General features: G+C 63.1%; 14 protein-coding genes and 7 pseudogenes. 8 read left to right on the top strand and 13 right to left on the bottom strand.

Going from position 1 to position 13,400, the window contains the following annotated elements; all coding sequences use genetic code 11:
- The first annotated feature begins 19 nt into the window (after positions 1-19).
- Positions 20-1,129 carry a type IV secretion system DNA-binding domain-containing protein gene (locus AC2ITM_RS23645; RefSeq protein ID WP_486470819.1) on the top strand — a complete coding sequence of 370 codons (1,110 nt, stop codon included), beginning with the start codon at positions 20-22 and terminating at the stop codon, positions 1,127-1,129.
- Positions 1,126-1,476, top strand: a pseudogene (locus AC2ITM_RS23640) (relaxase domain-containing protein); the annotation flags it as partial. The gene AC2ITM_RS23645 and the pseudogene AC2ITM_RS23640, both read left to right, overlap by 4 nt.
- Positions 1,477-1,674: 198 nt before the next feature.
- Here the strand turns inward: AC2ITM_RS23640 and AC2ITM_RS23635 are convergent.
- The 7 genes from AC2ITM_RS23635 to AC2ITM_RS23605 all read right to left on the bottom strand — a co-directional run bounded on the left by AC2ITM_RS23635 (position 1,675) and on the right by AC2ITM_RS23605 (position 6,621).
- A complete protein-coding gene (locus tag AC2ITM_RS23635; RefSeq protein ID WP_486470825.1) occupies positions 1,675-2,523 on the bottom strand; it encodes a TrbC family F-type conjugative pilus assembly protein in 849 nt (282 codons plus the stop codon).
- Complete coding sequence (locus AC2ITM_RS23630) at positions 2,459-4,021, bottom strand: hypothetical protein (RefSeq protein WP_486470818.1); 1,563 nt, start codon at positions 4,019-4,021, stop codon at positions 2,459-2,461. The genes AC2ITM_RS23635 and AC2ITM_RS23630 overlap by 65 nt, the downstream gene beginning before the upstream one ends.
- Positions 4,018-4,662, bottom strand: a complete 645-nt coding sequence (locus tag AC2ITM_RS23625) for a TraE/TraK family type IV conjugative transfer system protein (RefSeq protein ID WP_486470817.1) — start codon at positions 4,660-4,662, stop codon at positions 4,018-4,020. Before AC2ITM_RS23625 ends, AC2ITM_RS23630 begins: the two co-directional genes overlap by 4 nt.
- Complete coding sequence (locus AC2ITM_RS23620; RefSeq protein WP_486470816.1) at positions 4,659-4,940, bottom strand: type IV conjugative transfer system protein TraL; 282 nt, start codon at positions 4,938-4,940, stop codon at positions 4,659-4,661. Before AC2ITM_RS23620 ends, AC2ITM_RS23625 begins: the two co-directional genes overlap by 4 nt.
- Positions 4,909-5,331, bottom strand: coding sequence for a hypothetical protein (locus AC2ITM_RS23615; RefSeq protein WP_486470815.1), 423 nt, complete (start codon positions 5,329-5,331; stop codon positions 4,909-4,911). Before AC2ITM_RS23615 ends, AC2ITM_RS23620 begins: the two co-directional genes overlap by 32 nt.
- 193 nt (positions 5,332-5,524) lie before the next feature.
- Positions 5,525-6,190, bottom strand: coding sequence for an IncC plasmid conjugative DNA transfer DtrJ family protein (locus tag AC2ITM_RS23610; protein ID WP_486470814.1), 666 nt, complete (start codon positions 6,188-6,190; stop codon positions 5,525-5,527).
- A gap of 11 nt (positions 6,191-6,201) precedes the next feature.
- A complete protein-coding gene (locus AC2ITM_RS23605; RefSeq protein ID WP_486470813.1) occupies positions 6,202-6,621 on the bottom strand; it encodes a hypothetical protein in 420 nt (139 codons plus the stop codon).
- A gap of 54 nt (positions 6,622-6,675) precedes the next feature.
- On the opposite strand from AC2ITM_RS23605, the pseudogene AC2ITM_RS23600 reads away from it, so the two are divergent.
- Positions 6,676-6,771: pseudogene (locus tag AC2ITM_RS23600) on the top strand (ParA family protein); the annotation flags it as partial.
- A 41-nt stretch (positions 6,772-6,812) separates the two neighbouring features.
- Here AC2ITM_RS23600 and AC2ITM_RS23595 read toward each other — a convergent pair.
- A complete protein-coding gene (locus tag AC2ITM_RS23595; protein WP_486470824.1) occupies positions 6,813-7,319 on the bottom strand; it encodes a DUF1403 family protein in 507 nt (168 codons plus the stop codon).
- 95 nt (positions 7,320-7,414) lie between these two features.
- On the opposite strand from AC2ITM_RS23595, the gene AC2ITM_RS23590 reads away from it, so the two are divergent.
- A complete protein-coding gene (locus tag AC2ITM_RS23590; protein ID WP_486470812.1) occupies positions 7,415-8,347 on the top strand; it encodes an IS5 family transposase in 933 nt (310 codons plus the stop codon).
- A gap of 261 nt (positions 8,348-8,608) precedes the next feature.
- Positions 8,609-8,866, top strand: a pseudogene (locus AC2ITM_RS23585) (IS66 family transposase); the annotation flags it as partial.
- 8 nt (positions 8,867-8,874) lie between these two features.
- Here AC2ITM_RS23585 and AC2ITM_RS23580 read toward each other — a convergent pair.
- Positions 8,875-9,051 carry an integrase core domain-containing protein gene (locus tag AC2ITM_RS23580; protein ID WP_486470811.1) on the bottom strand — a complete coding sequence of 59 codons (177 nt, stop codon included), beginning with the start codon at positions 9,049-9,051 and terminating at the stop codon, positions 8,875-8,877.
- Positions 9,052-9,289: 238 nt separating this feature from the next.
- On the opposite strand from AC2ITM_RS23580, the gene AC2ITM_RS23575 reads away from it, so the two are divergent.
- A complete protein-coding gene (locus AC2ITM_RS23575; RefSeq protein WP_486470810.1) occupies positions 9,290-10,513 on the top strand; it encodes an IS110 family RNA-guided transposase in 1,224 nt (407 codons plus the stop codon).
- Here the strand turns inward: AC2ITM_RS23575 and AC2ITM_RS23570 are convergent.
- Entirely contained in the window at positions 10,449-10,772 is a 324-nt protein-coding gene (locus tag AC2ITM_RS23570) for a hypothetical protein (protein WP_486470823.1), read from the bottom strand. The two genes, AC2ITM_RS23575 and AC2ITM_RS23570, sit on opposite strands and share 65 nt — an antisense overlap.
- A gap of 498 nt (positions 10,773-11,270) precedes the next feature.
- Positions 11,271-11,590 (bottom strand): annotated as a pseudogene (locus tag AC2ITM_RS23565) (transposase).
- A gap of 43 nt (positions 11,591-11,633) precedes the next feature.
- On the opposite strand from AC2ITM_RS23565, the pseudogene AC2ITM_RS23560 reads away from it, so the two are divergent.
- Positions 11,634-11,861 (top strand): annotated as a pseudogene (locus AC2ITM_RS23560) (transposase domain-containing protein); the annotation flags it as partial.
- Positions 11,861-12,094: pseudogene (locus tag AC2ITM_RS23555) on the top strand (YnfA family protein); the annotation flags it as partial. The pseudogenes AC2ITM_RS23560 and AC2ITM_RS23555, both read left to right, overlap by 1 nt.
- A gap of 247 nt (positions 12,095-12,341) precedes the next feature.
- Here the strand turns inward: AC2ITM_RS23555 and AC2ITM_RS23550 are convergent.
- Together AC2ITM_RS23550 and AC2ITM_RS23545 are read right to left on the bottom strand one after the other, a co-directional pair.
- Positions 12,342-12,839, bottom strand: a pseudogene (locus AC2ITM_RS23550) (transposase); the annotation flags it as partial.
- Positions 12,745-13,143, bottom strand: a complete 399-nt coding sequence (locus AC2ITM_RS23545) for a hypothetical protein (RefSeq protein WP_486470829.1) — start codon at positions 13,141-13,143, stop codon at positions 12,745-12,747. The gene AC2ITM_RS23545 and the pseudogene AC2ITM_RS23550, both read right to left, overlap by 95 nt.
- Between the last annotated feature and the right edge of the window lie 257 nt (positions 13,144-13,400).

Here is a 13,400-nt window from a genome sequence, read left to right as displayed (position 1 = left end):
GCATGGCTTCGGGGCGCCCATGACTTGCGCGGAAAAACGAGACCCCTCGCTGTGGTTCTTCCTGGACGAAGTGCCGACCCTGAACCGCCTGCCCTTCCTCATCGGCAAGCTGGCCGAAATCCGGCAATTCGGCGGCGCCTTCGTCCTCGGGTATCAGGTCTTCTCACAGCTGGAGGATATCTACGGCGAGAAGGGAGCGCAGAGCATCGCCGGCACGCTCAACAACCGGATCGTGTTCAACACGCCGGATGCCCGCACGGCCAGGCTCTTCTCGGAAAGCCTCGGCTTCGAGGACATTCTGGAACAGCGGGAAAACCTGTCCTTCGGGGCCCACGAAAGCCGGGACGGCGTGAGCTTCGTGACCCAGAGGGTCGAGCGCCCCATCGTGACCGCCTCGGAGATCCAGGCTCTGCCGCAATTCGAGGCCTACATCCGCTTCGCCTACGACGCGCCCACCGCACAGGTTACATTCGCCCCCGTACAGATCGCGCCTCGGGCCGAGAAGTTCGTGAAGTACCATGGCGGGGGCTTCGACCTAGACGGGATGAACCCCAGGACCACGCTGCCCTCCCCTGCCCCGCAAGACTCGCGCGCCGCACACTTCGCGCCCGGGCTTGCTAATCAGGTGCAGCAGGAACGCAGCCGCCTGTTCCAGAACTGGGCCCCCGCCGACCAGCTGGCCGCCTTCGAGAAGTGGCGCGCCGACGGGCTGGTGCCAACCTACAATCCCAACTCGGGGCGCATGGAAAGCCCCCTGGACGCGGCCGCGCCCGAAGTGCTCTGGGATCACTATTACCGGCAGCGGGTGGCCGGGGAAGACAAGCCGATCTACCGGGTGACCCCTGACCTGTCGTCCATGATGGGGCATCGGACGGCCAGAGACCGAGGCGGAAGAAAGGCCGTTCCGCCAACCTATCAGGCCGTCCGCCGTTGGGCGGAAAGTGGGCATGCGCCCCGCAACGTGGTCCCCCTCCGGCCCGAGGAAGGGCCGTCCGGCGCTTCTCCTCCGGCAGAGGCCGAACGCCGCCCGGCGCCCCCGCCGCCCGGCGATGCTCCGGAAAAGGCGCCGACTGCCTCTCCGCAGGATCCGCTTGAGAGCCTGATGGATGAGAAGGGGACGCTGCTATGATGTCCGCCAGCAACGTGTCCACCGGCGCGGCGGCCAGCGGCTACTATAAGGCCGAGGGCTACTACATCGCCGGCTCCCCCGAAGCCGAAGCTGCGGCGGCCTGGTTCGGCAAGGCGGCGGAGGAGCTGGTCGAAAAGGGTCAGGACGAATTTGCAGGGCGTGTAGACGACCAGACGTTCTCGGACATGCTCAACGGCCATGCTCCTCCGACCGAGAAAGATGACAAGGGCGCGTGGAAGGAGGGACAGGAGCTGGGGCGCTTCGTGGACGGGGACCGCCAGCACCGGCCCGGCATCGACCTGACTTTCTCCGCCTCCAAGTCGGTCTCGATCCTGGCCCTGGTTGGCGGGGACAGGGCCGCGTGCTTGATCTTCATCGTTCTCTCCTTCGTGATTTTACCCTGCTCCTCGGCGCTTCGCTGGCGGTGCTGCTCGCGGATCGTTCTGGCTTCAGGATCTCGCGCAGGGTCTCTCGAATGTCCGTTACGGTCGCCTCGGGCGGCACGCGGATCAACGGAATATTCGCGGACAGGGCCGCCTGTTCCTTCAGAGCATCACTCGCCTTCGCCTTTGCCGCATCCGCGCGGCTGTCGCCGAAGTGCCCTGCCCCGTCACGTCCGGATCAAAGACGAAGATCCGGCGGTCGAAGGGCAGAACCTGCCGGGGCTGGAAGATTTCGCCGGGAAAGGCCAGGACCTTGCCGTCAGCATCCTTGATCGCTTCCTTCGCCTGGAAGACGAACACGAGCTTCCTTTCCCTTTCGACGCTGGCCGGGGTCACCGGACTGCGCGCCAGGCCCTTGGCCAGCCGGGACCAGTAGCGCTGCTTGAGCACCTCCGGGTCGCGGGTCAGACGTGCGGCCGCCCGCGTGGCCTCCCGCTCGGCCCGCACGCGGAGATCCTCCTCCGAGACCACAACGGCATTGCCCCCGGCAATCTCGCTGCGCCCTGCCTTGTACTGGTCGTAGAGCCACTGCGGATCCGTCCAGCCGACGGCCCGGGCGACGATCGCACCCAGATCCTTGCCCACTGCCAGATCCGGGTCCGGCGCGTTCAGGTCCTCCAGGATCATGGTCGGCGCCAGCTCGGCCCCTGCCAGCGTGAAGAGATCCGGATCGAGGTTGATGTTCAGGTCCTCGATGCGCTCGTCATTGGGAGCGACCAGCCGGCGGATCCACAGGGCGAACTCGGGCACCGACATGCCCTCCGGCACGCCCCGGAAAACGAAACGCACATCCTTGCGCAGCCGGTAACGGTTCAGAAGGTCGACGATTGCCCCCTCCCCCATCGCGGTGCTGATCAGGATGGTGGCGCGGAAGCCAGCAGGCAGCTCAGTCAGCCCCGGGGCGCGGGCCAGCGCATCTGCGGCCGAGACCCCCTCCGGCAAACCGCCCATCTCGACCCCGCGCTCGCGCAGGTCCTTCATGACGATGGAGGTGGAGGAGCGCCGGATTTCCTCGGCCATACCCAGGAAGTCGCCATAGCCCGGCGGCTTCGTCAGGGATTCGGCGGTGGGCAGATCGAAATCGTAGTTTTGGCGCGGCAGCAAATCCGCGCCCCGAAGCGCGTAGGTCTGCGCCTGCCCTGCCACGGGCGGCAAGAGCAGGAGAGCGGAGGCAGCCGCCAGAACCGGCCTCAGAACGCCCATACCACCCTCCCGACAATCTGCAGCTCAGAGGCCGGGAATAGGCAACCGCAAGCGTGCCGGGGTATTGGGCACAGCTGCGCTCATCGAGCTCAACCTGCCGGTCCGCTTCGACCATGCCGCGCACGATCACGTACTCGGGCGAGACGACAGCGGCGCCCTGGCGCAGGGTGTAGGTGACCCCGTGAATGCTCTTGCAGAACATGTCCATGCTGTAGCCGCTGAGACCGACCTGGCTGAAGCCACGGGGGACCCTGCCCTGTGCGAACATCTGCACGTATTCGGGGATGGTCCCGACGGATTTCGGCGCGGAGACCCGGCGCACGCCGGCGCTGTTGGGCTTGGGCGCGCTGGAGGGCGCAGAGGCGGGGGCAGCCTTGGCGGCAGCGGCCTTCACGGCAGCCGCATGGGCCTGAACCTGCTTCATCGTTTCGCTCGGCAGGGTCACTTTGACCTGACGCGGCGCGATGCGCTTGGGCACCAGGCTCACGACGATGGCCGGATCCGGGTAGCCCTTCTGATGGATGAAGAGGGTCACCGGCTGGGTGACGGACACGTAGATGAACTGCTGGTCGAACTCGACATTGAGCGCATCGGCGGTTGCGGAGGTCCGCACCATCGGGTCACTGAATGGTGTCTCGATCCGGTTCAGATGGCCTGTCGCCATCGGCAGGATCTCGGAGCGACCCGGGGTCGTGGGCACCACATTCGGGAGCACGAAGTCGTCCTCCAGCTCCTTCTCGGGCTGGGGCTCGGGCTGGCTGGGCACTGCTGCAGAAACCGGCGCGGTGCCGAGGGCGCCTTGCGCCGGGCCGCTTGCAACAGGCGCCGGCTCGCCCGCAGGCGACGTGCCTTCGCCCTGCTGACGATTGCGGGCCGCGGCGCCGATCTCGCAGCTGGCGGAGGCCCGGGCATTGGGGTCCGCCTCAACCACCTCATTCAGGGAGGACCCCGGCGTTGCGGCGTCCGCTGCTGCGGCCACGATGTCGCCGGCCTTTACCCGAGGGTCCTGGGTCAGCGTGCGCTTGGAACCATCCGCAAGGGTGTAGGTCTGCCCCATCGCGCCAGTCTGGCCGGGGATCGGCAGACGCTCGCAACGGGTGAACTCGAACCCGGTTTCCCAGGCATAGCAAACTTCGACAGCCTCGCGCCCGGTATAGCCTGGAGAGCGCATCCGCTCCTGCGCGCTCAGGGCGGTGGAGGACAGAAGAGAGGCCGCTACACCGGCGACAAGGATCTGCCGGATCATTGCGTGACCTCCGTCGACTTGGCCGCCGCGGCCTCGCGCTGTTCCATCTGGCTCAACTCGCTGTCGCGAACCTTGGCCGTCATCGGGCGGCCTTCGTAGATCGCGTAGTCGGCCAGGTAGACGCGGTGGCGCTCCATGGTGAAGCCCATCTCGTAGGTGACGATCTTCTCGATCGCATTGCGCACGCCGGGGCCACCGATCTGTTGACGCCCGACCACGAAGAAGCGCTCCAGCTCCGGGTCATAGACCAGCTCGCGGGGCGAGAAGGTCACGACCGCATTGTCGCGGACGATGTTCTCCAGCTCGATCTCGATCACGTTCATGAGCTTGCCATAGAGGGCAGGCGTTGAGATCCGCTGGAGCTGGCCACGCACGAAAGCCGCGTTGCCAGGGGTCAGGTTGCCGGCCAGCATCGAGATCGACCAGGCCCAGGCCTCGTAATACTCCCGGTTGGCCCGGCCGTTGGTGAAGGTGATGTTTTCGTCCTGGAAGGGCGGCGCCAGGATCACCGTTTCGTCGCGGGTCATCGCGATCATCGCAAAGACTGAGGCGGCGAGGACGGCAGAGCCCAGCCCCATCTTCAGCAGCACGTTGTCTGCGCGGACCTGCCGGAACGTCTTTTCGACCTTGGGGCGCTTCACGGGCGGAACTCCCGTTCGACGCCGTTGGGATGGCGGCGGCCAGACAGGATCGGAATGCCGAAGAAGTAGAGCTTGTGACGGAGGAAACCGTCGGCCTTCTTGTCGTTCCACTTGTTGATGAACGACCCGAAGAGGATGCCGAGGATCGCGGCATAGAAGGGATGGTTGACCACCACGCCAACAGCTGCGAACCCGACGAAGGAGAAGAGCTGGCTGGCGTTGAAGATCAACGCCAGCGGGGGGGCATCAAGGGTTTGGGGAATCCGATGATTTTCCATGTCCTTTGTCGCTCCGCTTGCGCAGAGCAGCCAGAAGGAACATTCGGTCGCTTTCCAGAGGAGCGTTGGGGTGGGCTGCGTCCAGATTGTACTGCTGGAGCAGCATTTCAACGACTTGGGGGGCAGGGTTGGGTGTCGGAATGACCATGAGGGATGCAAGGCGCTCACTCAAAACGCTCAGGTATTCCTCGACGGCCATCAGCCTCTTCCACTTCCTGAGCGAGTCCCCGCTCTGGATCGTCACCAGTCCGACCGGCTCCCCTGATGCCTTCGACACCCCAATGAAGTAGCGGTGTGAACGCGGGCTTTCAGTCGGCACGCGAATGACGTGCGCGATGAATGTCTCCGTGCTGCTTTGCTCGTAAATCAATCTCGTGGTCGTGGTCAGCATGGTTTCCCCGGCGAATCCGATTAGTACCCCTAGGCGCTAAATGGCCGGCAGAAGAAATTCAACTGTCCTCACCTGAGAGGTCTACCAAAAATCTGAGGTCGCGCAAGTATTAACTGGCGAATTAGCCTTTTTAAAATTTCCTATCCAAAATGTATAAGCCAGTTATAGATCCGTGGTCCCGCTCAGACCGGCGTCAAGCGATCTTCGGAAGGCTGAAGGCGAAGGTCGCGTAGCCAACCACGCAAGCAACCAGGCTGCCGATCAGCAGGATCGGGTTCATCGCAAAGGGCAAGGTCCACAGGATGAAGCAGATCGGCACGGCATAGGTCAGCGTCGCCCGGGCCCAGAGGTTCGCGATCATCGGGGTGTCTCCGAAGGCATAGCGCTTCCTCTGCCGGTCGATCACGCCGTGGATAGAGACCGCCACCAAAAGACAGCCGACATAGGTCATGGAAATCATGAGGAAACCTGCCCGATAAGCGAGCAGCAGGCAGTAGTCGAAAAAGTTGTCCAGGATCCGCCCGGTGACCTCCAGCTTGGCGACCTCGGCCCCGGCATAGTCGGATGCGTCGGGATTGCGGAGCTTGGTGTAGGCGAAACTTTCGATATGGCTGTGGACGAGCAGCGTGTCGTAGAGGCTGTCGCCGGTGAAGCGCATGAGGTTGTGTACCCGGGAATTGAAGGTGGTATCGAACCCGGCTCGCTCCTTCTCCAGGGCTTCGTAGAGAGGCCGCTGCCAGAAGAAGGTGTAGGCCAGCGTCGCGAAAATCAGGTTGCACAGCAGCACGAGCGTGACGAAAAAGCCAACGCGCACGAGGAAGAACTTGTCGTAGGAGGTCTGTCCCGTAGCGTCGGCCATCGTCATGCCCTTCAGGCTGCCATCGCCTGATCGAGAGCCGCATGTACCGTCCCGTCGATCATGTGCAGGCCGACCTTCGCACCGGAGCGCTCGATCGCGGTAAGGGCCACCGCCAGGACACGGAAATGCGGCTCATACCGCGCACCCTGATGACAGATCGCGTGGATCACCGAACGCTCCGACATCCCCGTGCAGCGGGCCAGCTCTGCGGTCGCATCGTCGCCCAAAAGCGCATGGAGGACGGTCAGCAGGCCGGCCTTACCTCCGATCTTCGGATAGTAGGTCAGGCCGACCTGGCGCAGGACCGAAGACGCGGAGATCCCTCGGGCCTCTGCCGCGACAACGTGGACAGCGCGGACAACGTGGACAACGCGGACGGAAACAGAGTTGTCAATTCGCCAGTTAAATGCGACGGTGCAGTCGGCACTCACGCAGACCGATAATGGCTCTGCGAAGCTTCCTTTCCCCCCCTCGGAGAAATCGCCATGATGATTTCCGTCTATTCGACCAAAGGTGGCGTCGGAAAAACGACAACAGTCTTGAGCATCCTCGGCTCCCTGGCACAGAAGAACGCGGCTAACGATAGGAAGAGTTGTCGTGTCTTGGCCGTAGACACGGACCGTCAGCAGTCTCTCATGAAATTCCGCGCCAAGAGATCCGCGGCCAAGGGCCCCGATTTTGGCGTGACCATGACCGCAATGCAGCCTGCCAACGGTCCACGGGTCCGGGCACGCTCTTGGCCTGCGGCCAGCCAGACGCCTACCTCCCCCGCGAAGTCTGCACCTACCAGTTTCGCGATTTCACCAGTTCCGCTTGCGCGAAGGCGAACGGCATCACGCCAGAAGGCCAATAGATCACCATCGGGCCCCCGCGCCTCGCCGGGCGGTGTCAGGTGCCAAGCGTCGCGGATATCCACCTCCCGCGCGAGGCGGCCTTCCAGCTTGGAAGTCGCCGTCGCCGCGTCAAGCGCCAGCCGATTGGCAAGCAGCTTTACCGGCACGCCAAACTTGGGATCGCTGACCAGCTGATCGAGTACCGTCAGCGCCGCCCCGGACCGAAAGGCCACAGTTTCAAGTGTTTCCGCACGCATTGCGGTGCGCCAGCCGGGCAACCGGGGCAGGTTGCTCAGGTCGTTCGGTACGGTGGCGGGCTGGTATGGGCGTTGTTGCAGAACTCAGCCGGTGAAGGATTCACATCGGGAATCCATGCGGTTAGACGCGCTGCATGAGCAAGCCCAAGCCCGCCCGCTACCACACGACAAACTGGTCTACCTACAACGATGCGCTCAGGAAGCGCGGGTCACTGCTGATCTGGCTGAACAAGGAGATGGCCTGGCACGCGCCGCATGAGGGACGCCCAGGGCGCCCGCCAGTTTTCTCGGATGCCGCGATCCAGTTCTGCCTGTCGATCAAGGTGCTGTTCAAACTGCCGCTCAGACAGACAGCCGGGATGGTCGCGAGCCTCCTGCGGCTCGCAGGACTGGACTGGCCCATTCCCGACTACTCGACGCTGTGCCGTAGGCAGAAGACCCTCAAGGTGCAGATCCCCTATCGTCGTGCCGACGGGCCGCTGAATCTGCTGGTGGACAGCACCGGCATCAAGTTTCTTGGCGACGGCGAATGGCAGGCCCGCAAGCATGGTGTTCAGGGTCGTCGCCAATGGCGCAAGGTGCATCTGGCAATGGACACTACCACTTCGGATATCCGGGCCGTTGAGTTCACCCCCAGCCGGGAAGGCGACAGCCCCATCCTGCCAGACCTGTTGGGCCAGACCCCCGAGGACGAGGACATCGGCACCGTGACTGCGGATGGCGCCTACGATACCCGCCGATGTCACAGCGCCATCATCGCACGCGGCGGCTCGGCAATCATACCGATCCGAAGGAACGGTCGGGCTTGGAAAGAGGACTGCCCGGCTGCCAAGGCGCGCAACGAAACCCTGCGCGCCACACGTCACTACGGCCGGGCGTTCTGGAAACGGTGGACCGGATACCACGCTCGCAGCCGCGTGGAGGCCAAGATGCGCTGCATCAAGTCCTTCGGCGAGCGCATCGCTGCAAGGGACCCCGATCGCCAAACCGCCGAAATCCACATCCGCGTCGCTCTTATCAATCGCTTCAACGCGCTCGGCACCGCCGAGGTTGTTCGCGTGGCCTGAGCCTGAACGGGAAAGGGGCACTCACGTCTCAGGCCGCCTTTCTGCAACAACGCCGCTGGTATGTCATGTCAGAACACTAGTCTCTTGCGGCGCTTTCGTCCACAATATCATGCATAAACCGCCCCGCCTTGCCGATCCCCATTATGTCCAATAAACTTCCATTATCGGGCATAAATGTTATACTGAAAGCAGTTCAATTTCATTGCCGGATTCAGTGAAATATGTCCTCAGAGACCGAGAAATCGACGTTAACGCCCTCTGATGAGCATGAGAATGCGCGCAGCGACGACAGAGATCACAAGGAAAGCCTTGGCCCTGCCCTCTCATGTCGCTGGATCTGGCACGCTGAACCAACTGGTGGACACCGCCCGCGAGTACGCCCGTGCCGTGACTGCGGACAACTCGCTCATCCGCTACGGCCTCAGTCGCTGGTCTTCCTTCAATCGCTTCCTCGAAGACGGCCGCGTCGGCGTCGACAACAACCCGGCCGAGCGCGCCATGTATCGACCCAGCGGAATCTGCTCAGGTTAAGCCGCTAATGTGAATGCCTCGGCAGGCGTGCGCATGGCAAGCGCCTGATGAGGGCGGCGGTTGTTGTAGAAGGCGATCCGGTCACCGATCACGCGCATCGCATGTTGGATGCTTACGAAGCGGTGTCGATGCACGCACTGTTCCTTCAGTGTCCGGATGACGCGCTCGACCATGCCGTTATCCGGCATGATGGAGGCGGTGCTTCGTGCACCGGATCTGCTACTGTGTTGGGATCCGGGGTCTGGGGCATCGGGAGCACGTGAGTGCGGGCAGACCGAGCTACAACAGTGGGCCGAGAGCCCGTGCCGTTATATGGTCGCCCCTGCGGCTCGCCCGGATGTGGCCCTGAGCACGGATCTGTAAATGCCGCGTGCCCGCCTGCTCCCTCCTTGCCAACAGGAGGAGTTCGAAATGCGCATCATCGGACTGGATATCCACCGCGTCTTTGCCGAGGCGGTGGCACTGGAAGACGGAATGACGCGACGGCTTGGTCGCGTGGATATGACACGAGAAAAGCTGGCGGCTTTCGCTGCAAGCCTCCGGCCGACAGACCATGTCGTCGTCGAAGCAACCGGCAATGCCGCGGCCGTCGTCGAGATCCTCGCGCCGAAGGTGGCCCGGGTCGCGGTTGCAAACCCATTGCAGGTCCACCTTATTGCGCGGGCAAAGACCAAGACGGACAAGATAGATGCCCGTGTTTTGGCGCAGCTCTACGCCGCCGGGTTCCTGCCCGAGGTCTGGATACCGGATGCCGAGACGCAGTCGCGGCGCCGTCAGGTGACGCGGCGCAACCAGTTGGTGAAGAGCCGGGTGCGCCTGAAGGCCATCGCGCAGTCCATCCTTCATGCGCATCTCGTGCCGCGCTGTCCGCAGCTGGATCTCTTTGGCGGCAAGGGCCGCGCCTGGGTTCTGGCGCAGGAGGTGCCTCCGGATGAGCGCGCGGCGATCATCCGGCACATCGAGGAATATGATCGGCAGACGGCGGCGCAGCGGTTGGTCGAGCCGGACATCGCCCGCGCAGCCATGCCTGACGCGGATGTCCTGCGGTTGATGACGATCCCGGGTGTCGACATGGTGGTGGCGGTCGGCGTCATGGCCGCGATCGGCCGCGTGGACCGCTTTGCCTCGGCCGATCACCTGTCAGCCTACCTGGGATTGCATCCGAGCGTTCGGCAATCCGGCGATGGCCCGGCCTATCATGGGCGGATTACCAGACGCGGCCGGAGCGACGCACGTCATCTGCGGGTCGAGGCAGCTTGGCAAGCCGTGCGCAGCCCCGGGCCACTCCGTGCCTTCTATGAACGGGTCAAGGCGCGGAGGGGTGCGCATGTTGGCGCAGTTGCCGTGGTCCGCAAGCTCGCCGTTCTGATGTGGCACATGCTGTCCAAGGCCGAGGACTATGCCTGGGGCCGCCCCACATTGCTGGCGCGCAAGATGCGCAAGCTGGAGCTGGCGGCCGGCGCTGAGCCGCAGCGTGGCCGGCGCGGCGCTGCCTGTGATTACAACAAGCCGGAACTGAGGCAGGCAGATCAAGCTGGTGCCGAGCATGCCGAGCAGGCTTACCGGCGGATCATGCAGCACTGGCAGAGAACGGGCAGGCGATACCAGCCTGCAAGCCCCGCTGGCCCCAGTTGAAGGACCACTCCGCTGCAGAAAGGGGCTGTTCAATTACATCCGTCTGCTGCGGGCAGTGAGGGGTGATGAACTCCTGTTTCAGCCCGTAGCTGCGGACGATGGCCGTGAAGTGGTGGCTGGTGAAGACCAAACCGTTGTCCGAGCGCAGCAGGAACTCCTCTTCGACCCGGCCCAAGGTGCCGAACCTCGCGATCAGCGCATGCTCCAGGGCGGCGCTGGCCGTCGTCGCCTTGCCGGACTTCGATAGGTGCCAGCCCAGCAGTTCGCGCGTGTGGCAGTCGATCAGTGAGGAGGGTCAGGAAACGATCCGGGGGATCGTTTCCCCGACGAACGCCAGTGAAGCCCAGCCGTCCTTGCCGGTCCAGATGCGGGCGAGATCGGTCGATCATCTCTCGTTCGGCGCAGCTGCGGCAGACGGAACAGCCTGAATGCGGGGCCGCATGCCCACGGCGCGCTTGCGAACTTGCCAGCCCTTGATCTGGAGTGAGGCATCGAACGCCATCGGTCCGAGAGAGATGCCGAACCCGCTGCACCGTGTTCTGGTTGAAGCCCAGGAGCCAGGCCACGGTCCGATAGCCGAAGGACGGCTCCTCCTCGATTATCTTCTTGATCGGATCGGCAAAGCGGGGATCGACCTTCGGCGCGGCTTTCACCGGTTTGTAGTAGACCGTGCGCCGGGGAATGCCGAACCACGTGCAGAGCTTGGCGATCGACACCGCAACGCCCTCCGCCAGGAGGCCCTGCTGGATGCAACGGATCAATTCCCGTCCTGCGCATCCAGCAGGGCCTGAAGCTTTTTTCGGGCCCGTAGCTCCAGCATAGCCTCGCCGTAGGCTTCCTGCAGGTCCCGGAGCTGCTTCTCGTATTGCTCGCGGATGTCGCGAGCGGGTTGGCGCGCAGGGAATTCTCCATACCCCGCTTCGCGTCTTCGACCCAGCCCTCGATCTCGGAGGGTGTAAGGTCGAATGATCGACTTGCCTCCGACACGGTCGTTTTGCCCTGGATGATCTCGATCACGAGCGCTGTCTTACGCTTCGCCGTCCACCGTTTGATGCTGTCGTCCATCGTCATACTCATTGCTACGTTCTCCCTTGTAGCATGAGCAGGTTTTCACTGGGGCGATACAGCCATGCGCCCGATCGGCATCGGGCGGAAGAATTGGCTCTTCACGGGCTCCGACAGCGGTGGCGAAATACTGGCATGGGCTATGACGCTCATCGAAACCGCCAAGATGAACGGGCTCGATCCGCAGGCCTGGCTCGCCGACATCCTCGACCGCATCCATGATCACAAAATCAACCGCCTCGACGAACTGCTGCCGTGGCAGTGGAGCACAGCTCGCCCATGATGAGCGTCTTCGTCTCTATCGGCATGTATGCGCTGGCTGCTCTCGCCGAGATCGCGGGATGCTTCGCGTTCTGGGCCTGGCTACGGCTTGACCGCTCTGCCCTCTGGCTTATCCCGGGCGCCATCTCCCTCGCTCTGTTCGCATACTTGCTGACGCGGGTTGAGGTCGAGTTTGCCGGTCGCGCAAATGCAGCCTACGGCGGCATATACATCGCAGCATCTATCGCCTGGCTTCTCTAATTGGGCGTTTGGGTTAAGCTCGTTTTCCTTGTTGTTTGTGATCTTTGTCACTCATCCGGGTCACGCTTCTCTTCGCAGTCTGGTTGATGCCACGTAGGGCATCGCTGCACGCATGTGTCGGATTGGTTGTGGAGAGCCTCGCTTTGAGACGCGCTTGGTGGCGCAGCAGACTTTTTCGGCTTCATCCACGAACCTCGTCCGATGAGGACGATCCCGTTCAGATTGGTCTCTGGCGTTTAGATCATGCCAAGCCCTCTACCCTTTCTGAACAGAACTCGGTGCCATCCGCCCACATACGGTGGAGCAGGACGGCCAGTTTGCGCGCAACAGCCACAACCGCACGGCGGCGTCCTTTGGTGCGCATCAAGCGCATGCCCCTGGACTTGATCTGGGACCCGGTCATAGTTCGCATGAGCAAGGCATTGGCGGCGGCGTAAAGCGTCGCCCTCACGTCTCGATCCCCGGCTTTCGAGATCCGGCCTGGGTTGTCGTGTTCACCAGGCTGGAAACGTCGGGGCGTCAGGCCAAAGTGGGCCGCCACGGTGCGAGATCGTTTGAACCGCGCAGGGTCATCGACCGCCGCCTTGAAAGTCAAAGCCGCGATCAGGCCGACCCCGGGCACAGTCATCATGCGCATGCAGACCTCATCCCGACTGGCGGCGCGTTTGACCCGTCGGTCGAGCTCCAGGAAGTGCTGATACAGAGCTAGCCGAGCATCCAGCCGCGGCAGCATGGCATGCCCGGTTCGGTGTCGCAAGGAAGGTATCGTAAAGCGCCAGCGCCTGGCGGATGCGGGCCAGGTCATTTCTGAGGTCGCCCTTAATCTCCACCGGGGAAGGGCTCGCAGGCCCTGCGTGCTCATCTTCGGCAGAATAGGTGAACACTTCCAGCAACGATGCCATGTCCCGCTCCGCCAGAACAGAATCTAGCCCCCCTATGGCGGCCTCAACACGGCGCAGTGGGCTGATCGGGGAGGCTACCGTTGCCTCCGCCTGCCCCTTCTGCTGGGCGAACCAGAGCCGGAATGCAGCCTCGTCCTTCATGCGGTCCCTCCATCACCTGCGATCCTTTGTAGGATGGGTGACAAGGCGATGATGTTCCTATCTTTCTCCGTCTCCATAGCGACATTTCTCAGATACCGGCGTGCTGTGCGACGTCAATGGGGATCGGTTGACAGAGAGACTGACGTGTGAAGAACGCCTGGGCGTAACAGCTGTTACGGTGCGTTTCTGCGTGAAAGTTGATGCTCATTGGGTTCCCCAAAAGCGTCCATTTTTTGGATTTGCCCCAAGGTGTAACA

It is taken from the genome of Pseudooceanicola sp. NS-SX9 (genome assembly GCF_057380705.1).
Note: the sequence above shows the minus strand (reverse complement) of the source record. Positions and strands in the feature narration are given on the sequence as shown.

Coding starts and splice junctions, on each gene's coding strand:
- AC2ITM_RS23645 (WP_486470819.1), top strand. CDS start 20: ATGACTTGCGCGGAAAAACGAGACCCCTCGCTGTGGTTCTTCCTGGAC.
- AC2ITM_RS23635 (WP_486470825.1), bottom strand. CDS start 2,523: ATGGGCGGTTTGCCGGAGGGGGTCTCGGCCGCAGATGCGCTGGCCCGC.
- AC2ITM_RS23630 (WP_486470818.1), bottom strand. CDS start 4,021: ATGATCCGGCAGATCCTTGTCGCCGGTGTAGCGGCCTCTCTTCTGTCC.
- AC2ITM_RS23620 (WP_486470816.1), bottom strand. CDS start 4,940: ATGGAAAATCATCGGATTCCCCAAACCCTTGATGCCCCCCCGCTGGCG.
- AC2ITM_RS23615 (WP_486470815.1), bottom strand. CDS start 5,331: ATGCTGACCACGACCACGAGATTGATTTACGAGCAAAGCAGCACGGAG.
- AC2ITM_RS23610 (WP_486470814.1), bottom strand. CDS start 6,190: ATGGCCGACGCTACGGGACAGACCTCCTACGACAAGTTCTTCCTCGTG.
- AC2ITM_RS23590 (WP_486470812.1), top strand. CDS start 7,415: ATGAGCAAGCCCAAGCCCGCCCGCTACCACACGACAAACTGGTCTACC.
- AC2ITM_RS23580 (WP_486470811.1), bottom strand. CDS start 9,051: ATGGTCGAGCGCGTCATCCGGACACTGAAGGAACAGTGCGTGCATCGA.
- AC2ITM_RS23575 (WP_486470810.1), top strand. CDS start 9,290: ATGCGCATCATCGGACTGGATATCCACCGCGTCTTTGCCGAGGCGGTG.
- AC2ITM_RS23545 (WP_486470829.1), bottom strand. CDS start 13,143: ATGAAGGACGAGGCTGCATTCCGGCTCTGGTTCGCCCAGCAGAAGGGG.